The sequence below is a fragment of the Planctomycetia bacterium genome (assembly GCA_021413845.1).
Lineage (GTDB): Bacteria > Planctomycetota > Planctomycetia > Pirellulales > PNKZ01 > PNKZ01.
Genome location: JAIOPP010000109.1, coordinates 74,046 through 91,427, shown reverse-complemented (window position 1 = coordinate 91,427; position 17,382 = coordinate 74,046). Strand labels below are relative to the sequence as shown.

6 protein-coding genes are annotated in these 17,382 nt (G+C 62.2%); 3 read left to right on the top strand and 3 right to left on the bottom strand.

Going from position 1 to position 17,382, the window contains the following annotated elements; genetic code table 11:
• Positions 1–334: 334 nt before the first annotated feature.
• From K8U03_20010 to K8U03_20000, 3 genes are all read right to left on the bottom strand, one after another.
• A complete protein-coding gene (locus tag K8U03_20010; protein MCE9607177.1) occupies positions 335–2,431 on the bottom strand; it encodes a prolyl oligopeptidase family serine peptidase in 2,097 nt (698 codons plus the stop codon).
• 101 nt (positions 2,432–2,532) lie between these two features.
• Positions 2,533–4,296 (bottom strand): phosphoenolpyruvate--protein phosphotransferase, encoded by a 1,764-nt coding sequence (gene ptsP / locus K8U03_20005; protein ID MCE9607176.1) that lies wholly within the window; start codon positions 4,294–4,296, stop codon positions 2,533–2,535.
• 109 nt (positions 4,297–4,405) lie between these two features.
• Positions 4,406–5,092, bottom strand: coding sequence for a hypothetical protein (locus tag K8U03_20000; protein MCE9607175.1), 687 nt, complete (start codon positions 5,090–5,092; stop codon positions 4,406–4,408).
• Positions 5,093–5,496: 404 nt separating this feature from the next.
• Between K8U03_20000 and K8U03_19995 the strand changes: the two genes are divergently transcribed.
• The 3 genes from K8U03_19995 to K8U03_19985 all read left to right on the top strand — a co-directional run bounded on the left by K8U03_19995 (position 5,497) and on the right by K8U03_19985 (position 17,142).
• A complete protein-coding gene (locus tag K8U03_19995) occupies positions 5,497–6,279 on the top strand; it encodes an inositol monophosphatase (protein ID MCE9607174.1) in 783 nt (260 codons plus the stop codon).
• Between the two features lie 157 nt (positions 6,280–6,436).
• Entirely contained in the window at positions 6,437–10,009 is a 3,573-nt protein-coding gene (locus K8U03_19990) for a hypothetical protein (GenBank protein ID MCE9607173.1), read from the top strand.
• Positions 10,006–17,142, top strand: coding sequence for a hypothetical protein (locus tag K8U03_19985; protein ID MCE9607172.1), 7,137 nt, complete (start codon positions 10,006–10,008; stop codon positions 17,140–17,142). The genes K8U03_19990 and K8U03_19985 overlap by 4 nt, the downstream gene beginning before the upstream one ends.
• Positions 17,143–17,382 lie beyond the last annotated feature (240 nt).

Here is a 17,382-nt window from a genome sequence, read left to right as displayed (position 1 = left end):
AGAGGCGAATCGACTTTGGTGTTCGCCGAGATCGGCGTAGTCGTCGTTGGTCGGACGGCCGGAGGTGCGGAAGCCTTCGGCGCAATCTTCGGCGCGGCTTTCGGTATCGGGTCTGAGATTGGGCTTGAGATCGGTTCCGGCGTGGCCGTCGGCGTCGGTTGCGCGATTTCCGATTGGTTCGCCGTAAGAGGCGGATCGATCGGGGCCGGTGCTTGTCGCGATGAATAATAGCGCGCAGCCAGGATCAACACGATCGCCACGAGCAGCGGAATCATCCGATTGCGCGGCAGCGGCACTTCCGATTCGGTGATCCTGCGAGGCTGGTTCGACATGCTTATTTCTTTCGCTCGATCTTCAGCACGCGGCTGAGGAACGCATACGTGTCGGCGAGTTTTTCGATCTGCTTCGTCGTCGGCGTTCCCGCTCCGTGGCCGGCGCTGGTTTCGATACGGATCAACGTCGGCGCATCGCCGGCTTGCGCGGCTTGCAAGGCCGCGGCGAACTTGAAGCTATGCGCCGGGACGACACGATCGTCGTGGTCGGCCGTCGTGACGAGTACGGCAGGGTACTTCGTGCCCGACTTCAGATTGTGCAACGGCGAGTATTTATGGAGCACGGCGAATTGCTTGGCATCGTCCGACGATCCATATTCCGAGGCCCAGGCCCAACCGATCGTGAACTTATGAAAGCGGAGCATGTCCATCACGCCGACGTCGGGCACCGCCGCGCCGAACAGATCGGGCCGTTGCGTGAGACACGCGCCGACTAAGAGTCCGCCGTTGCTGCCGCCCGAGATCGCGAGCTTGTCGGGACGAGTGTAGCCATCGGCGATGAGGCGCTCGGCCGCGGCGATGAAGTCGTCGAACACGTTTTGTTTTCGCTCGACCATGCCCTCTTCGTGCCACCGGCGTCCATATTCCCCTCCGCCGCGCAGATTGGGAATCGCCAGCACTCCTCCTTGCTCGAGCCACGCAATGCGGCCGGCCGCGAAGCTGGGCGTTAGCGAGATGTTGAAGCCGCCGTAGCCGTAGAGAATCGTCGGGTTCGAGCCGTCGAGCTTGAGCCCTTTGCGGTAGGTGATGAACATCGGGATGCGCGTGCTGTCGCGACTGGCATAAAAAATCTGCTTCGTCTCGAAGTCTTCGGGTTGAAAGTCGACTTCGGCTTTGCGAAACACGGTCGACTTGCCCGTCGTGAGATCGTAGCGATAGATGATCGTCGGCGTCGTGAAGCCGGTGAAGGAGTAGAACGTCTCCTTCGCATCGCGCCGGCCGCCGAAACCACCGACGGAGCCGATGCCCGGCAGTTCGATAGGGTTGCCTACCAATCCGGTGAGGGAGATCTCGCGCACTTCGTTTCGTGCGCCGATCATGTAGGTCGCGATGAAGCGATCGCCGAAGAGGGAGATTCCTTCGAGCACCCCTTCTTGTGGCGGAATCACATTATGCAGCGTATCCGGAGTGCGAATATCCATCGAGACGACGCAGTAGCGTGGCGCATCGAGATCGGTGCGGAAATAGAAGATCGGCCCGTCGTTGCCGATGAATGAATAATCGGCGGTGAATCCATTGAGCAGTTGGACGACCTTCGCGCCGGGGGTCGTGAGGTCTTGATAGAAGATTTGATTCTTCGGGTCGGTTCCGCGCCAAACGTTGATGATGAGGTAGTGCCCGTCGTCGGTCACGCTGCCGCCGAAGCCCCACTCTTTTTCATCTTCGCGCTCATAGACGAGCCGATCGTCGGCTTGCGGCGTGCCGAGTTTGTGGAAGTAGAGCTTTTGATAATAGTTCTGGCCGGTGAGCGCGGCGCCGGCGGCCGGTTCGTCGTAGCGACTGTAGAAAAAGCCGCTGCCGTCGTGCGTCCAGGAAGCGCCGGAGAACTTCACCCAACGAATGACGTCGTTGAGGTCTTTACCGGTGTCGACGTCGCGGACTTTCCATTCTTGCCAGTCGCTGCCGGCCGCGGCGAGCCCATACGCCATCCGTCGGCCGTCGTCGCTGAGCTCGTATCCGGTGAGCGCGACGGTTCCTTCCGTCGAAAGCTTGTTCGGATCGAGCAACACGCGCGGCTCGGCGTCGAGCGCGTCGGCCACGTAGAGCACGGCTTGGTTCTGCAGACCGTCGTTGCGCGAGAAAAAGTAGCGGTTGCCGCGAACCGTCGGCGTGCCGTAGCGAACGTAATTCCAGAGCTTCGTCAGTCGCTCTTTGAGCACGGCCCGTTCGGGAATTTCGCCGAGGAAGCGCTGCGTGACTTCATTCTGCGCGCCGACCCAGGCTCGCGTGGCAGCGCTGTCGGGCTCTTCGAGCCAGCGATAAGGATCGGCGACCTTCGTGCCGTGGTAGTCGTCGATCTGTTCGCCGCGCCGAGTTTCAGGATATTTCAATTCCGCACCTTTCAATCCGCTGGAAAACGTGGCACTCACGAACGACATGGCGAGCGCCGGAATGAACGCTGCCGCGAAACCGCAATCGCGTCGCCTGGCGCGATTTGTGAAATCTTGGACATACTTCATTTCCGCAACTCCCCCATGAATTAATCGGCGGATTCCAGCGCTTCCAGCGCCGGGGCAAGCTCGTGCAGTCTGCGACTCAAGAGCGATTGTACTTTGATGGTCGTCTTTTGTTCGAGCACTTCACACACGATCTGTTTCGCTTGCTCGATGCTGATATGCGCGGCGAGGTCTTTGATCGTCGGGATCAAGGCCGGGCTCATGCTGAACGAACGCAGGCCCATCCCCAAGAGCGCGACGAACGCGCGCGGCTGGCCGGCCATTTCGCCGCAAAGGGTCACCGGTTTTCCCGCCTTATTACACGCTTGAATCAAGCGCGAGAGAACATGCAACACCGGCGGGCTCAGCGGCTCGCACAGATGACTTACCTTCGGGTTGTCGCGATCGGCCGCCATCAGGTATTGCACTAAATCGTTGGAGCCGATCGAAACGAAATCGACCTCGCGCATCAACGACTCGATCGTAAAGGCGGCGGCGGGCACCTCGATCATGATGCCGAACGGAACGTAGCGAAAGGCCTTCTTCTCGGCGAGTAATTGCTTGCCCGCTTTGCGAACCATCGCGCGAATGCGGCGAATTTCTTCCAAGGTGGTGATCATCGGGAAGAGAATTTTCACATCGGCATCGGCCGCGTCCGAAGTTGCGGCGGCGCGCAAGATCGCGCGAATTTGCGTCAGAAAAAACTCGGGATGTTCGAACGAGAGGCGGATCGACCGCCAGCCCATAAAGGGGTTCGCTTCTCGATCGTGGCCGAGGAAAGGAATCGTTTTGTCGCCGCCGAGGTCGAGCGTGCGGATGACGACTTGCTTGCCCGGCGCCGCGGCGACTACCGAACGATAGTTCTCCAATTGCTCTTCTTCGGTCGGCACCGAAGTGTGCGCGAGGAAGAGATACTCCGTGCGATAGAGGCCGACGCCGGAAGCCCCCATCGAGGCGGCGGTTCCGGCATCGTCGGCTCCGTTGATGTTCGCCAAAAGAGCGAGTTCGACTCCGTCGGCGGTGCGCGTCGGACGATCGCGATTCGCCGCCAGTTGGCCGCGTAAGTCGACGTATTCGCGCTGGAGCTTGCGGTAGGCGCTCTCTTGCTCGGCGTCGGGATTGACGAACACGGTTCCCGAGCGACCATCGACGATCAGCAGGTCGCCGTTGCCGCAATGGCCCACGATATCGGCCGCTCCGGTAACGGCCGGGATGCCGCGACGTCGGGCGAGGATCGCCGCGTGGCTCGTGCGACCTCCGGTCTGCGTGACGATTCCGGCGATCGGCAAGTTGCCGAGCGCGATGATCTGCCAAGGCAGCAACTCGCGCGCGATGATGATGACCGGGCCCGACACGACATCGGCGTTGATCGTCAGCACGGGCGAAAGATGGCCGCTTAAGCGAATGACGACGTCGCGCAGATCGTTGAGCCGGCGCTTGAGAAACGGATCGGTCGTCGCAGCGCGGAGATCGACGTACTCTTTCAAGACGCTCTGTAGGGCACCCGGCGCAGGGCGGCGATTCTCGATGATTTCCCGACGCACTTTGGCCGGAAAGCCGGCATCGCGGAGGACCGTTTCTTGCGCGTAGAAGTGGGCCGCTTCGCCGACGCCGACCTGCGCGACGACCTTCTGCTGCAAGGCGCGCAACTCGACGACGGTTCGTTCGCAGGCATCGTCGAAGCGACGGACCTCCGCATCGACCTCGGAGTCGGCGAGTTGGGTGTGCAGCGGATGGACGAAGATCTCGTCGACGCAGTAAGCCTGACCGACGGCCACGCCCGGCGAGACCCCAAGGCCCTTGCGCATAAGGCGTTACCTAAATCCAGGGGGAGAGCGATGATCGTACCGCAACGGGCCGCGGTTCACAATCAAGCGACGGACCAAGCCGGCACTACGGCATGGTTTAGGTCTTCGGTTAGGTCGTCAGCGGAGGCGCGGCGTTGAGCAGATCGTCGACCAGAGCTTCGGCCGTAGCGACATCGTCTGCGCGCGGTACGAGGGCTCCGCGCACTCGGCCGCGCATGATGACCCCTTTTTCGAGCTTCCGCCCGAATAGCGTATGGCGCAGCGTCGTGCGACCAGCGGCGGCCGGCTCGAAAGCGGTTCGTGCGCAGTCGCGCGGGTGGGGAATTTCGATGTAGGTGTACGGCCGATCGGCGAAGCGGACGAGCCAAGCCGAGGCTTCTCCGAACGTGAGCTTTTCGACCGGCGAATTCAACTGAGTGACGACGTCGATCGTCGGCCGAAGGTCGAGCAGCGTCGTGTTGATCGAGACTTGGAGTTCGATCAGGCGGGCGTCGCGCGCGACGAAGGAATGCGCGAGAGCCGCGACATGCCAATAGGCCTGTACGCGCAGCGGCCGCGCCTCGGTTTGGTTGTACGTCGCTACGAGGTCGGCACCACGCACATACGACTCGGCCGGCTCGACTGCGCTCGAGTCGACAAGTGAAGTTCCGAGTTGCAGCCCGAGAACCGCTGCCGCTGAGTTTGCCATTCGCAGGCCGAGCCGAGGCTGCGCGAGATCGAGCGTGGCCTGGAAACCGACGATGTCTAAGCGACCGCTCGTTCCGTCAAGCTGCCAAGGGCCGGGTGTCTTACTCATCGGGTATGAACGGCAGCCGAAAAAAGTTCGCTGCTTAGAAGGTGGGATTCCGTTGCCGAGCAATAAAAAAACCCCGCCGCTCACTGCGAGGCGAGACGACGGGGCCGGAACAGAGACGGGTTGTCGGAGCGAAATCGGGCGACGTCACTCCGTATCAAAATCGATGAAGGCCGCGTTGCCGGGCGTTGCCGCACCGGCTTCAGCGGCGTTTGTATCCTAGCAACCCACCGGCGCGAGTCCAGCGTTTTCCCGGAAATCGGCCGATCCCCGCATTTTGGACCGCCTCCCCCAAGGGGCAGGGACAAAACGTTGAGAATCCTTATAATCGCCGCACACTGTAAAATACCAAGCCCCACGAGGTCGTCGTCGTGCCAGAAATGTTGCCGGAGCCGTTCGATCCTCATTTGGCGGAGTATTTGAAGGTCGGCCGCCACGCAGCGCTCGCAGGCGGGGCCGTGCTCCAAGATTGGGCCGGCCGTTTCGCGGTTACTGAAAAAGGACCAGCCGACCTCGTTACCGAAGCTGATTTCGCGAGCCAGGAAACCGTTCGCAAGATCATCATGGACGCCTTTCCCGACCACGGCTTCTTGGCCGAAGAAAACGGCATGTCGACCGTGGGAAAAGAAGGATATCGCTGGATCGTCGACCCGCTCGACGGCACGACGAACTACGTGCACGGGCTCGCGCAGTATTGCGTTTCCATCGGTCTCGAATGCCGCGGCAAGTTGTTGGCAGGTATCGTGTTCGATCCGATGGCCGGCGATTGCTTCACCGCCGCGCTCGGCCAAGGGGCCTTCTTAAACGACAAGCCATTGCGGGTCAGCGCGGTGAAGAGTTTGTCGAAGGCTTTGGTCGCGGTGAGTTTCCCTCCGGGCGTCGGTCGGGGCGATCCTTCGGTCGACGACTTTCTGAATGTGATGGATCATGCGCAAGCGATTCGCCGGATGGGTTCCTCGGCGCTGAATCTCTGCTATGTCGCTGCCGGCCGGATCGACGGTTATTGGGCGAAAGACACGAAAGCGTGGGACGTCGCCGCCGGTTATCTCCTGGTTACGGAAGCGGGTGGAATTCTTACCAGCTACGACGGCGGCCCGGCCGACGTAACGAAACCCCGCTTTGTCGCGGCTTCCACCCCGGAGCTCCACCGCGAACTGAGCGACTTGCTGCATCGTCGGGCAAAGTCGTGATTTCACGACTTGCCGCACCGGAAAAAGCCCTCACCGTGCCCGAACGTGCCGGTTGTAGCGACCATACCGAAGCGCAAGCGGAATAATGATTTGCGACGTTGCGCAAGCTGGTTAAAATATATCGACATGCGCGTAACCTCTCGTCGATGAGCGGCAAGTGTTGAGAGTGCTCGGCAACTATCTCGGTGGCCGACCTCGATGGCTCTACGTCCATGCGTCGTCAGGCCTCCACATCTCGTCGCTTCAGCGACTCATTGCCAAGCAAGCGGTACTTCCGATCGTGCAGTCGCCACCTCGAACGCTCGGGCCCTTCTTGCTGTCGATCGCGATGTTGCTTGCGCTCGGCCCGTTCGCGCCGCAGACGGCTTCGGCTCAGCAAACTCCCGACGCTGGTACGGCGAAACCCGCCTCCGGCGCTCCGGCCCCGGCAATCGTTCCCGCTCCAGTTCCCGTGTCCACAGAGGGTCAAGCTCCTTCGCCGACCCCGCCGGCACCAGCCCCGGCTTCGCCACCGGTCCCACCGGCCATCACTTTACCCGCGCCGGACCAACCGCCGAGTGCGATGGAAGCGAAGCCGTCGCTGTATTACTTCCTGAATAAGGGAGGCAACTTGCAGCCGGTCGTTGGGTTCTCGCTCGAAGAGTTCGAGCAGATGATCCGTCGGCGCGATGAAGCAGCTACGGAACGTCGCAAGCCCGACTACCGATTCGAAGCCCTCGCGGCGACGGGCACCGCCGACGATCGCTATGCGCGGATCGACGTGAAGTTCGTCGTCTTCGTCGACGCCGCCGGTTGGGTTCGCGTGCCGCTGGACTTGCAAGGAGCGGTGCTCGAGAAGCAAGCCGACTACAAAGGCCCGGGTAAGTTCGCGCTGCAGTTCGATGCCGAGCGCCGTGAATATGCCGTGTGGCTGCAAGGAGCCGGGGACCAACCGCACGAAATCACGTTGAAGACCGTCACGGCTTTGGAGCAGGTTTCCGGTCAGCATCGGTTACGATTGAGCTTGCCGCGCGCGTGGACTTCGTCGCTGGCGCTGGCGGTGCCGGAAGTCAACGTCGTCGCGCAGGTCTCGACGGGAGCCGTGTTGGATTCCGTTGCGGCCGAGCCGAAGGGGAGCCGTATCAAAGCGTCGGGAGTCGGCGGAGCGTTTCAACTCACCTGGGGCGTCATCGAAAGCGCTTCGCGCCGCATTCAAGTGTTGCTCGAAGCCAAGGCCGACGTCCTCGCCGTGGTCGATGCGCGCAGCATCTCGTATGAAACGGAGATGACCGTCAATAGTTTCGGCGGCGAGTTCGATCGGTTCCAGGTTCAGCTTCCGCCGTCGTCCGTGTTGGTGGAAGAAAAGCTCGCCGATATCGAATTTACGCAGAAGCCGCCGAAATCGAAAACCGATCGTACGGTCGTCGTCGAAGTTCGCCGCATTTCCGGTTCGGCGAAATCGATGACCGTGAAACTCAAGGCCCTCCGCTCGCTCGAGCAATCGAAGGGGGGCCAAAACATGTTCGACTTCGGCGGCTTCGAAGTGCTCGACGCCGTGCGCCAGTGGGGCTTTCTCGGGGTCGTCGTCGAAGGGGACTGGCAAATTCTTTGGGGCGAGCGCAGCCGCGTGCGCCAAGTCGATGCGGCTCCCGAGTTTCTGCGCGGCCGCGAAGGGGCCTCGATCTTCGAGTATTACGGTCGTCCGTTTTCGCTGCTGGCTCGGCTCGTGCCGCGCGAGACGCGCGTCTCGATCGATCCCGAATATGTCGTCGATATCACCCCCAAAAGCGCCTTCCTTACGGCCAAGCTCAAATATCGGGTCGGCGGTGCGAAGGTCTTCGCGTTGCCGATCCAGATGCTCGATTGGCAAGTCGATGAAGTCGGGCCGGCCGAGATCGTTAATACGAAAGCCGTTGTACTCGGGCAGTCGGATCCGTTGACGATCGCGTTGCTGCAGCCCTCGATCGGCGATTTCGAAATCAAGATACGCGCGCATCGCGAGCTTCCGGCCGATGTAAAATCGATCTCGCTCGCGCTCCCCAAACCGCAAGCGAACGTCGTCGGCCCGGCGACGTTCACCGTCGAAGCTGCCGACAACGTCGAACTTTCGCCACGAGACTCATTGCATACGGGCCTCACGCGCCGCAAGCGGAGCGACGTGAAATCGGCCGGTGGCGGAAGTTCTTGGTCTTATTCCGCCGATTCGGCCGATGCGACTTTCACCGCCGATGTTCGTTCCCTGTCGCGTCGGATCCATGTCCGTGCGAACTCGCAGCTGACTCTTTCGCGCGAGGGAGGACAAGCGCGACAGACCTTCACGTATATCGTGACGCGCGAGCGGCTCGACGCGCTGGAATTCGACGTCCCCATTCGGCTCACCGATAAAGGTCGACTGGAATTGAAACTCGCCGGCGAGCCGATCTCTTGGGTCGTCGTCGAAGAAGACGCGGGCAACCCGAATAAGCCCGCACGCATTCGCGTACATCTTCCGACTGCGCGGCTCGGCACGTTCGACATCACGGCAAGCTATCCGATTCCGGAAGAGCAAGCGGTGGCGCAAGCCAGCGTCGCACTCCGCATTCCGCTCCTTGCGCCGGTCGATGGCGAGCTCGACGAAAATGAATTGCGCATCGTCGAGGTTCCCGGCCTCACGATCCAGCACTTCGACGAAACTTGGCGCAAAGCTCCCGATAAACAAGATACGACCACCGGCGCTCGTCGAGAGCTCGTGCTTCGCTCTGCGGCCGCCGGCCCGGAGACGATGCTTGGTGTTCGCTGGGACGACCCGGCCCCGACCAACGATGCGCTCGTCGAGCGGCTTTGGATTCAAACGATCATGATGGGCTCGGTTCGTCAAGAACGGGCCGTGTTTCGCTTCACCTCGAGCGCCCCGACGGTCGAGCTTCGCCTTCCCGCCGGCGCTACGGGTGCGACGGCGACCGTGAACGGTTCGATCGCCGACTTCGCCGAGCCGATCTCGCAACGCAGCTTGGTGCTGCGCCTCCCCGCGAACGCTCGCGAGCGGGAGTTCGTACTTGATTTGCGTTATCGTGTCGTGGCGACCGAGCTCGGCCCTTGGGCCACGTTCGATCCACCGACGATCGAGCACGTCGCCGCCGTACGCAACGTGTATCGCCAAGTGGCGCTGGTCGCAGATCAATACTTGCTCGATGCTTCCGACGCTTATGTTCCGGAATATACCTGGACTTGGGACGGCATCTTCTTGGTCCGTCGCCCACCCCTCTCGCAAGCCGATTTAGAGAACTGGTGCGGCGCGCGCCACGAAACTCCGCTTCCCGAACGAGCCAACGTTTATCTCTTCAGTAGTTTCGGCGCGGCGCCGGAATTCTCCGCCACGACCGTTCGCCGCACGGTCATCGTGCTCGGTGCGTCGGGCATCGTGTTGGTCTATTGTTTGTGTTTGCTCTACTTCACGTGGCTTCGTCATCCGGCGCTTTTGATCTTGCTGGCGATCGGCGTGGCTGCCGGCGGCGCCATGTTTCCCGGCTTCGCACCGATCGCCATTCAAGGCGCGACTCTCGGCGCGGTCCTCGCTTTCACGGCTCTGTTGCTCGATCGCAATTTCGTGCGCAGACACGGACGCGCCGTTCCTAGGAAGAACGATTCGGGATCGGCCGTGCCGGGCAGTTCGGCACGCACGAAGATCACAGCCGCATTCGTTCCTCCGCCTGCGTCGACGGCCGCGATCGACATTCCGGTATCGGCCTCTGGGTCGGGGACATCCGGATGACCGGTCGCGAACAGCAACGGCGAATTTCGGCGCGACACGGAGCAGCGGTCGTCATCGTCTACGTCGTAGCGGCTTGGTGCAGTGCATCGCGGGCCGCGGAATCTTCGGCCGACGACGTTCCCCGCTTCCGCCGCGTGTTCGCACCGCTCGATCAAATTCATCTCTGGCCGTTTCAGAACGAGCGCTACGTGCCGATCGCCGCGCGCGACTTCGAAGAACTTGCCAAGAAAGCGCTCGCCACCGTCGCGACTTCCGTCGCGCCGACGAAGGAACAGATCGTCGAGTGTCGCTGGCAAGCGACTTTCGACGGCGATTCGCAACTCCAGGGGACCGCTGAGTTCACGCTCCGTCACGACGGCGAAGGAATGCAATCGATTCGGCTGTCGCCGTTGTCGCCGAGCGTTGCCAATGCTCGTTGGTCTCCCTCGGGCGAAGTCGCGCAGTTCGGCAGCACCGCCGAAGGAGATCCGTTGGTGTTGGTCGAGCGCAGCGGCGTGCTGGCTTTCGATTGGAAGCTCCGAACCGTGCGCGACGCATCGGAAGGAATCCTGATTCCGCTCGATACGCCCCCCTGCGCAGCGACATCTCTCTCGCTTCGGCTGCCGGCGACATTCGATGTGCAACGTGGCGACTATGTCGTCGAAGGGCCCGTATCGGCCGTCGATGGGATGAACGTTTGGAATATCCGTTCGGCCGGCGGCAGGCTCAAGCTGCGCTTGGCGAAACGGAAAGACCCGGCTCTGGTCGGCCAGCAAAACTTGGTGCGTCAGGAAGTGGCCTATGAGTTTTCGGAGCGCGGCGTTGAAGTCACGGCGCAGCTTCGCATCGATGCCTTGCAGTCGCCTCTCGATAAGATCGAGCTCAACTTCGATCCGACGTTGACGTTAGTAGATGCACGCCTGACGGATCGGCGTCTGTCGTGGATCGCGGCTCCCGCGCCGACCGGCGGCCGACAAAAGATTACGATCGAATTCGATCGAGCATTGCAGGGAGCGAATCGAACGCTGTTCCTCAAGGCCGTGGCGCCGCTCGTCGTCGGTCGGCGAATCACGTTGCCGATTCTCCGCACACCTGGTTTGTTTTGGCAGCAGGCGGTCTTCACCCTCTCCGTTCCGTCGCCGTTGCAACTGGTGCGCATCGATCCTCGCGACTGTTCGTTCTCGAGTCCCGTCCCGCTCGCCGGCAATCGTTCGGGCGAAGCGATCGACTTGCAATGTTTCACTCCGGACGCGACCGCGGAGCTACTACTCGAGCGAATGGATCGGCCGGTTCGCGCGACAGGTGTCACGCTTCTGAAAATGTTCGACGAAGAAATTCTCGCCGAGTTGCGCTCGGAAGTGCGTGTGGAGTTCGGCGACCGGTTTCATCTCGATGCCGAACTTCCTTCGAAGTGGATCGTCGACTCCGTCGCCACGGTCCCTTCGACGGCTCTCCGCGATTGGGCCTTGTCGGAGTCGCAACAAGGGAAGCGTATCTTGTCGCTGCGGTTTGCGCAGCCGTTGTCGCCCGAACGGCCGCTCCGAGTCACGATTGCCGGTCGTTTGAAGCATCACAACAGCGGCGATGAATTCACTCGCGACGATCTGCGCTTCGTCGAATTCACGGCGGTCGAAAATCGAGACCCGATCGTGGCCGTGCGTTGTGAGAACGCACTCAAGTTGCAGCTTCATCAAGAAGACGAAAGCACCGCGGCGATCAGCTTGGCGAAGCTTGATCCGTTGCGCCGCGAGTTGCTCGGCGACTTTCGCGCCGACTATCTGCTCGATCTGCGCAACTCGGTCGAGAATTGGCGCCTAGATGTCGAGCCGCGCACGCTGCGTCTGAATGCGGAGACGAAGATCGCGGCGAGCGTCACGTCGAGCGAACTTACCGAGCGTTACGACATTCAACTTCGCAACCCGGAGAAGCTCCCGCTGCGCCGTGTGCGAGTTCGCTTGGAGCCGGCGAAGTCGGGAAGCATCGAATGGTCGCTCGGCGACGAGCGGCGCGGGCAGATCATCGCCGAACGGGTGAAACAAAACGAAGGTGTCGCCTCGCCCGACATCGAACTTTGGGACATCACGTTCCGCCGCCCACCGACCGGCGACGCCGTCCTGACCGCGATCCGCACGACTCCGTGGAAAGAGGCGGTCGGCGTCACGTTGGCATCGATCGAAGATGCCGAAACGCAAGAGGGGACGGTCTCGATCTCCGCCGACGCCGTTCTGCCGATCGAGATTCGCAACCGAACTCTTAAGCCGCTCCCGGTCGATGCGGCGAACATGCCTATGCCGAGCGCTGCGGCCATCGCCGCGGCGCGCATTCGCGGCGCATTTCGCTACGATCCCGCCCACACCGACGATGGTACTGCTCCGGCATTGTCCGTCGTACGCGCGGCGTCGTCGTCGACGGTTCCGCGAGCGGTCGTCTGGGAGCTGCGCTATCATTCGGATTACGTCGCCGATCGCCGGCTTGCGCATCGCGCGTTGTTATTCCTGCAAACCTTCGCGCCCGGACATGTCCGAATCGATGTGCCCGACCATTATCGGCTAGCGACGATCCGCATCGCCGGCCGCGACATCGAGCCCGACAGCCGGACTTCGGCCCGTATCCCTTTGCCCGACGCATTGGGCACGCTGACGGCCGAGGTCGTATACACGACCGCCGACTTCACGGCCGGCAGTATCAAGCTGATCGAGCTGGCCGAGCTCTCGGTCGATGTGCCGATCTTGCGAACGACGCGTGACATGACGTTGCCGCTCGCCTACGACGCTCCGACGGATGCCGCCTTGCAATCGATCGAGGCGCGCAACCGGCAATCGACGTTGCGCAAATTGCTTGGTCCGCTGGTGCCGCCGGAGAAATCGACCACGTTCGACACGCCGCTCACGCTCGGCGAGTTTCCCTTAAGACGCGAAGCGATCGACACCGCGCCGCTCGTAAGGATGCTCGGAGTCGTCGCCGGCGAACGGGCCAAGAACCCCGTCGTGCCGACTTGGTCCGAGCTGTGGGTCGAAGTCGAGCGACGTCGCTCCGCAGATCAACCTCCGTTGCGGTTCGACGCGCCAGGGCTCGCCCGAGTCGGCATCGTCGCCTCTACGCCGATCGCGATGCCGATCGTCGTCGATGCCGATCCTTTGCTGTTCGGTCGGCGTTTACTGGGTGAATCGAGCCTTATCGTCGCACAAGATCGCCTCGGGCTCTTGCTGACGACCGATTCCAACACAGCCTACGAGCGTGAAAACGGATTGCGCGTCTTTGCACTGCCGACGTCCGATACCGCGACGACGCCGCAGCTTCCTCTTTCGATCGCAATGTGGAAAACGGTTCCGTCTTCGGCATGGCCGCACGTCGATGAGCCCGCTCCGGCGATTGCCGACTTGCCCCCCGGGCAAGACTACGTCTTGGCGACTCCGGCGACGACACGCGGCCTCTGGATCATTCGCCGCGAAATTCCCCCGACGATCGCCTTCGCCGTCGTCGTCATTGCGTTCGTCATCGGTCGCGGTTGGTCGGCAGCCCGGCGCCGTTATCTGCTACCTGTACTCGCTGCCATCGCAGCCGCAGCCCTGGCGCTTCCAGAGTGGATCGGGGTCTTCGCCACCTCGGCGCTCATCGGGCTCGTGGGCGGCATCGTCGTCGCGTTGATCTTGCCGTCGCGCCGGCGGTCGCGTTCGACCGGCTTAGGAGTCGCAGTCGAGCCGGCTGTCGTCCGTTCGCATTCGCGTCCTTTGGTGCCGCGCACGGCCGCGCCGCTGCTGATGTGCGTGGCGTCGTTAAGCTTGCTCGCTGCGCCTACTCAGGCTCAAGTGATCCTCGCCCCTCCGGTTTCCGGTACGACGATCTCGCCTCCAGCCTCCGCGTCGCCCGGGCCGGTCGCTCCGGCGGCTCCGCTGCGGCCCGCCGTTCCGATCTTTATTCCCGTCGATGCGCAAGGCAAGCCGACCGGCGATCGATACCAAGTTCCCGAGCGTTTGCTTCAAGAACTTCAAGCCGATGCCGAGCGCTCGAATTCCGGCAAGCCTTCCGGCGCTCTGCTGCGGAAGGCCGAATACGGCATTTCGCTCGCGCGCGATGCCGAGCTATCGCGACTAGTGGTTTCGGAACTTCGCGCCGTGATCGAATTGAGCGTGCTGCAAGCTCCCGCGCAAATTTCAATCCCGCTCGGTGTTCCGAACGACACGACTCCTGCTTCCGGTCTTGCCGACGGGCGGTTGATCGATGTGCGCCGCTCGGCCAATGGGCAATCGTTTACCTATGAAGCGCTCGAAGCAGGTCCGAGTCGGCTGGAGATCATCTTTAAGCCGGCCGCGAAGTCGGCTCCGATCGGCGCCGGCGTAAGCATCGCCGTGCCGAGATTGAATGATGCCGTGCTGAAGATCGCGCTCCCCGCACCGTTGGCGAGTCTCGGGGTCGCCCAAGCGGCCGACCCGCTCGTATGGTCGGAAGACAAACGCCAAGCGACCGTGCGGTTGCTGCCCACTGATAAGCTCGCGCTGCATTGGAATGATGCTCCCATCGGCGCTACGGCAGGAAGCTCGATCGATCGGCTGATGTGGCTCAAGGTGCGGCCGGGCTCCGTCGTGGTCGACTATCGCCTCGTTATTCGTCCGCCGGCCGGAGGCTTGAAGGAAGTCTTCTTGCTTGCCGACCCACGGCTGCAGTGGTTGCCGAAGCGCAATCCGGGCTCGCTCATCAGCGACGTCGAACAGACGCCGATCACCTCCGAACAAGCGACGGTAGGTCAACGCATTCGGGTCGAATTCACCCGGCCCATCGTCAAAGAAGAGCGAGTCGAAGTCTCGTTCTTGCTCACCGGTTCGACGAGCATCGGCCGACTGCGCATTCCCGAGCTGCGATTAGCCGAGGAGTTGCCCGGCCTCAAGTTATTCGCCGTGAGCGTCGATCCGCTGCTCACCTCTTCCGTCGTCGTAGGTGCGGGGACGAAGGGAATCGCGGTCCCGGAATTCATCAAGGTCTGGGGGCCGGAGACAGTGATGCCGCAGACCGCATTCGAGCGTACCGCCTCGGAAGTCGATTGGGCGCTCTCGGTCAGGCCGAAGCCGGCGAAGACTTCGGTTCGTCAGGTCGAGACCTTGATTGCCGGTCGGCGACAGATCGAAGTTTTGCTCGAGGCCGACGTCGATGTGCAGGACGGTTTGATCTACCACCACGAATTGCAAGCGCCGCAGAATCTGGAAGTCGATTCGATCGTCGTGGCCGAAGCCGACGACGAGTCGGCCGGGCAAGCCGGCCGCTGGTCGCGCGACGATAAAGGAACTTTACTCGTCTTCCTGCGTGCTCCGCTAGGAGGCAAGCATCGCCTGACGCTTCGTGGTCGGATCTTGCCGTCGGCGACGGGAGAACTGTCGCTGCCGCTGCTCACGCTGGGGAAGGCCGTGTCGATGGAGCGCATCGTGCGCATCGCACGCTTGCCCGAGGTGCTCGTCGCCGTCGATAAGCTGGTGGAAATCACGCCGCAGAAAGTTGAAGGAAACGAACTCGCGTCGGTGTCGGCACGCACCGCGATCGTGCTTCGTCTCGACGGCAAAGCACCGTCAGGAATTCTGAAGATCACCGAAAACCCTCGCCAGGCAACGGCTCGGCTCATCTCGACCTATGTGCCCGAAGGAGCCGGCTGGCAATACGACTTGCAAACGACGATCGATGTCCAGCAAGGTTTGCTCGACGACATCAGCCTGGAGCTTCCGCCGCAAGTGGCGACTCCGTTGGCGATCGTTCCGTCGATGCCGTACGAGGTGCTTACGTCGCGCGAGTCGACGAAGCGCCGGCTATTGCTTCGGCCGCGGCAAGCGATCACCGGCCGATTCGAGTTCACCGTTCGTGCAGGGCTGGTCGATGTGCGCCGCGATGAGCCGTTGCCGGTTGTCTTGCTCCGCCGCTTCAGCGGAGTTACGCATTTCTTCCGCTTGCCGAAACACGCCGGAGCCAATTCAATACGTTGGGAAACTTCGCAGCTAAGTGCCGCGGAGTTGCCGGTTGCCGGTGGGCGTGCTTCTTCCGCGGAGGAGTTCGAGACGTTTCGGGTCGCCGGACCTCGCCCGCAAGCCGTGCTGCGCACGATGCGCGGCGGGAACGGTCGGCCATATATTCGTTTGGCCGAACATCGCGTATTGCGACAGAGCGGCGGAGCCTATTTCGGTGCGAGCTCGTTTCTCGTCGAGCCGGCGGGCGCGAGCTACGGCACGTTGCAGTTGCCGCCGGAAATGCAGATCCTCTATGCCACCGCCGGGGGCGGCGCGACGACGTTGCTGCCGGCCGGCGATGCCGCATGGCGCGTGAATTTCGTTTCCGACCAGATGCCGCATTGGATCGAAGTGCTCTATCGCCGCGCTGCTTCCGAAGAGACCGCGTGGCAAGGAAGCTCCGCCGTCGTGGTGCCCCGCTGGGAGCAGCTTCGCGCCGAGCGGACCATTTGGACGATTTCAGCCGATGCTTTCGATGCCACGTCGCGCATCGACGACATCAATGGCACGACGCTCGAACGGACGCTCCAAGAGCGGCTCTCGGCGCTCGACGACGTCGGCACCGATCTCGCAGCCGATGGCTCGGCTTCCGCTTTGGGTTGGCTCGCGCCGATCTTAACCCGCCGATCCGAGGTGCGCCGCGAGCTTGCCGAGCGGCTCGATGTCGAACGAAACGAAGCGCTCCGCCGTGTTTGGCGCGATGCGCTGGATGCTTCCGATAAAAAGCAATCCGGCCTCGAACTCCAAGCGAAGGCTTCCGCTGCGGCCGGTCGAACGCCGGACGACATGACGCGGCTTTGGAACTCGCTGTCGTTCGATGCGCGCGGGGCGACCTATGCCGTGATTCGTGGCGACTCGTCGCAGCTCGACCTGCGCACGGTCGATTGGGACCAAACGCTCGCCCGACGATTGCTGTTGCTGCCGGCATTGTGCGCCGTCGTCGCTTTTCTAGTCTGGTTGTTCTTACGAGCCGACGGAGCGTTGCGCTTTCCGCAGCTTTACGGAATGCTCGCCGGCATCGCCTGGATTTTGCTGTTGCGGCCCGAAATCGTCGGCTGGATCATCTTGGCGACGATGGTCGGTTGTCGGGTGCATCCGAGCCTGCGCCGCGTGCGCGAGCGAACCTTGAAGCTCGGGCAGGGGCTCATCGCCTCGCGCGGCCTTTAGCGAATCGGCGCAAGTCTCCGCGTAGCACCATGGTTGCGTCGCGCGGGCGTCGTCGTGGATCGATCTTGGCGCGTCCCGAGCGTTCCGATACCCTACGCCTCCGCACGAATCGATGCCGCGGAGCGAAATCGAAGCGTGCAGTTCCGACCTGACCGAGCGTCGCCGGACGCCGTCGGTTCACGTCGGCCGCCATGGAAGGAGGCCGGTATGAGCAACGCCCGACAACAAGTCGGTTTTCAC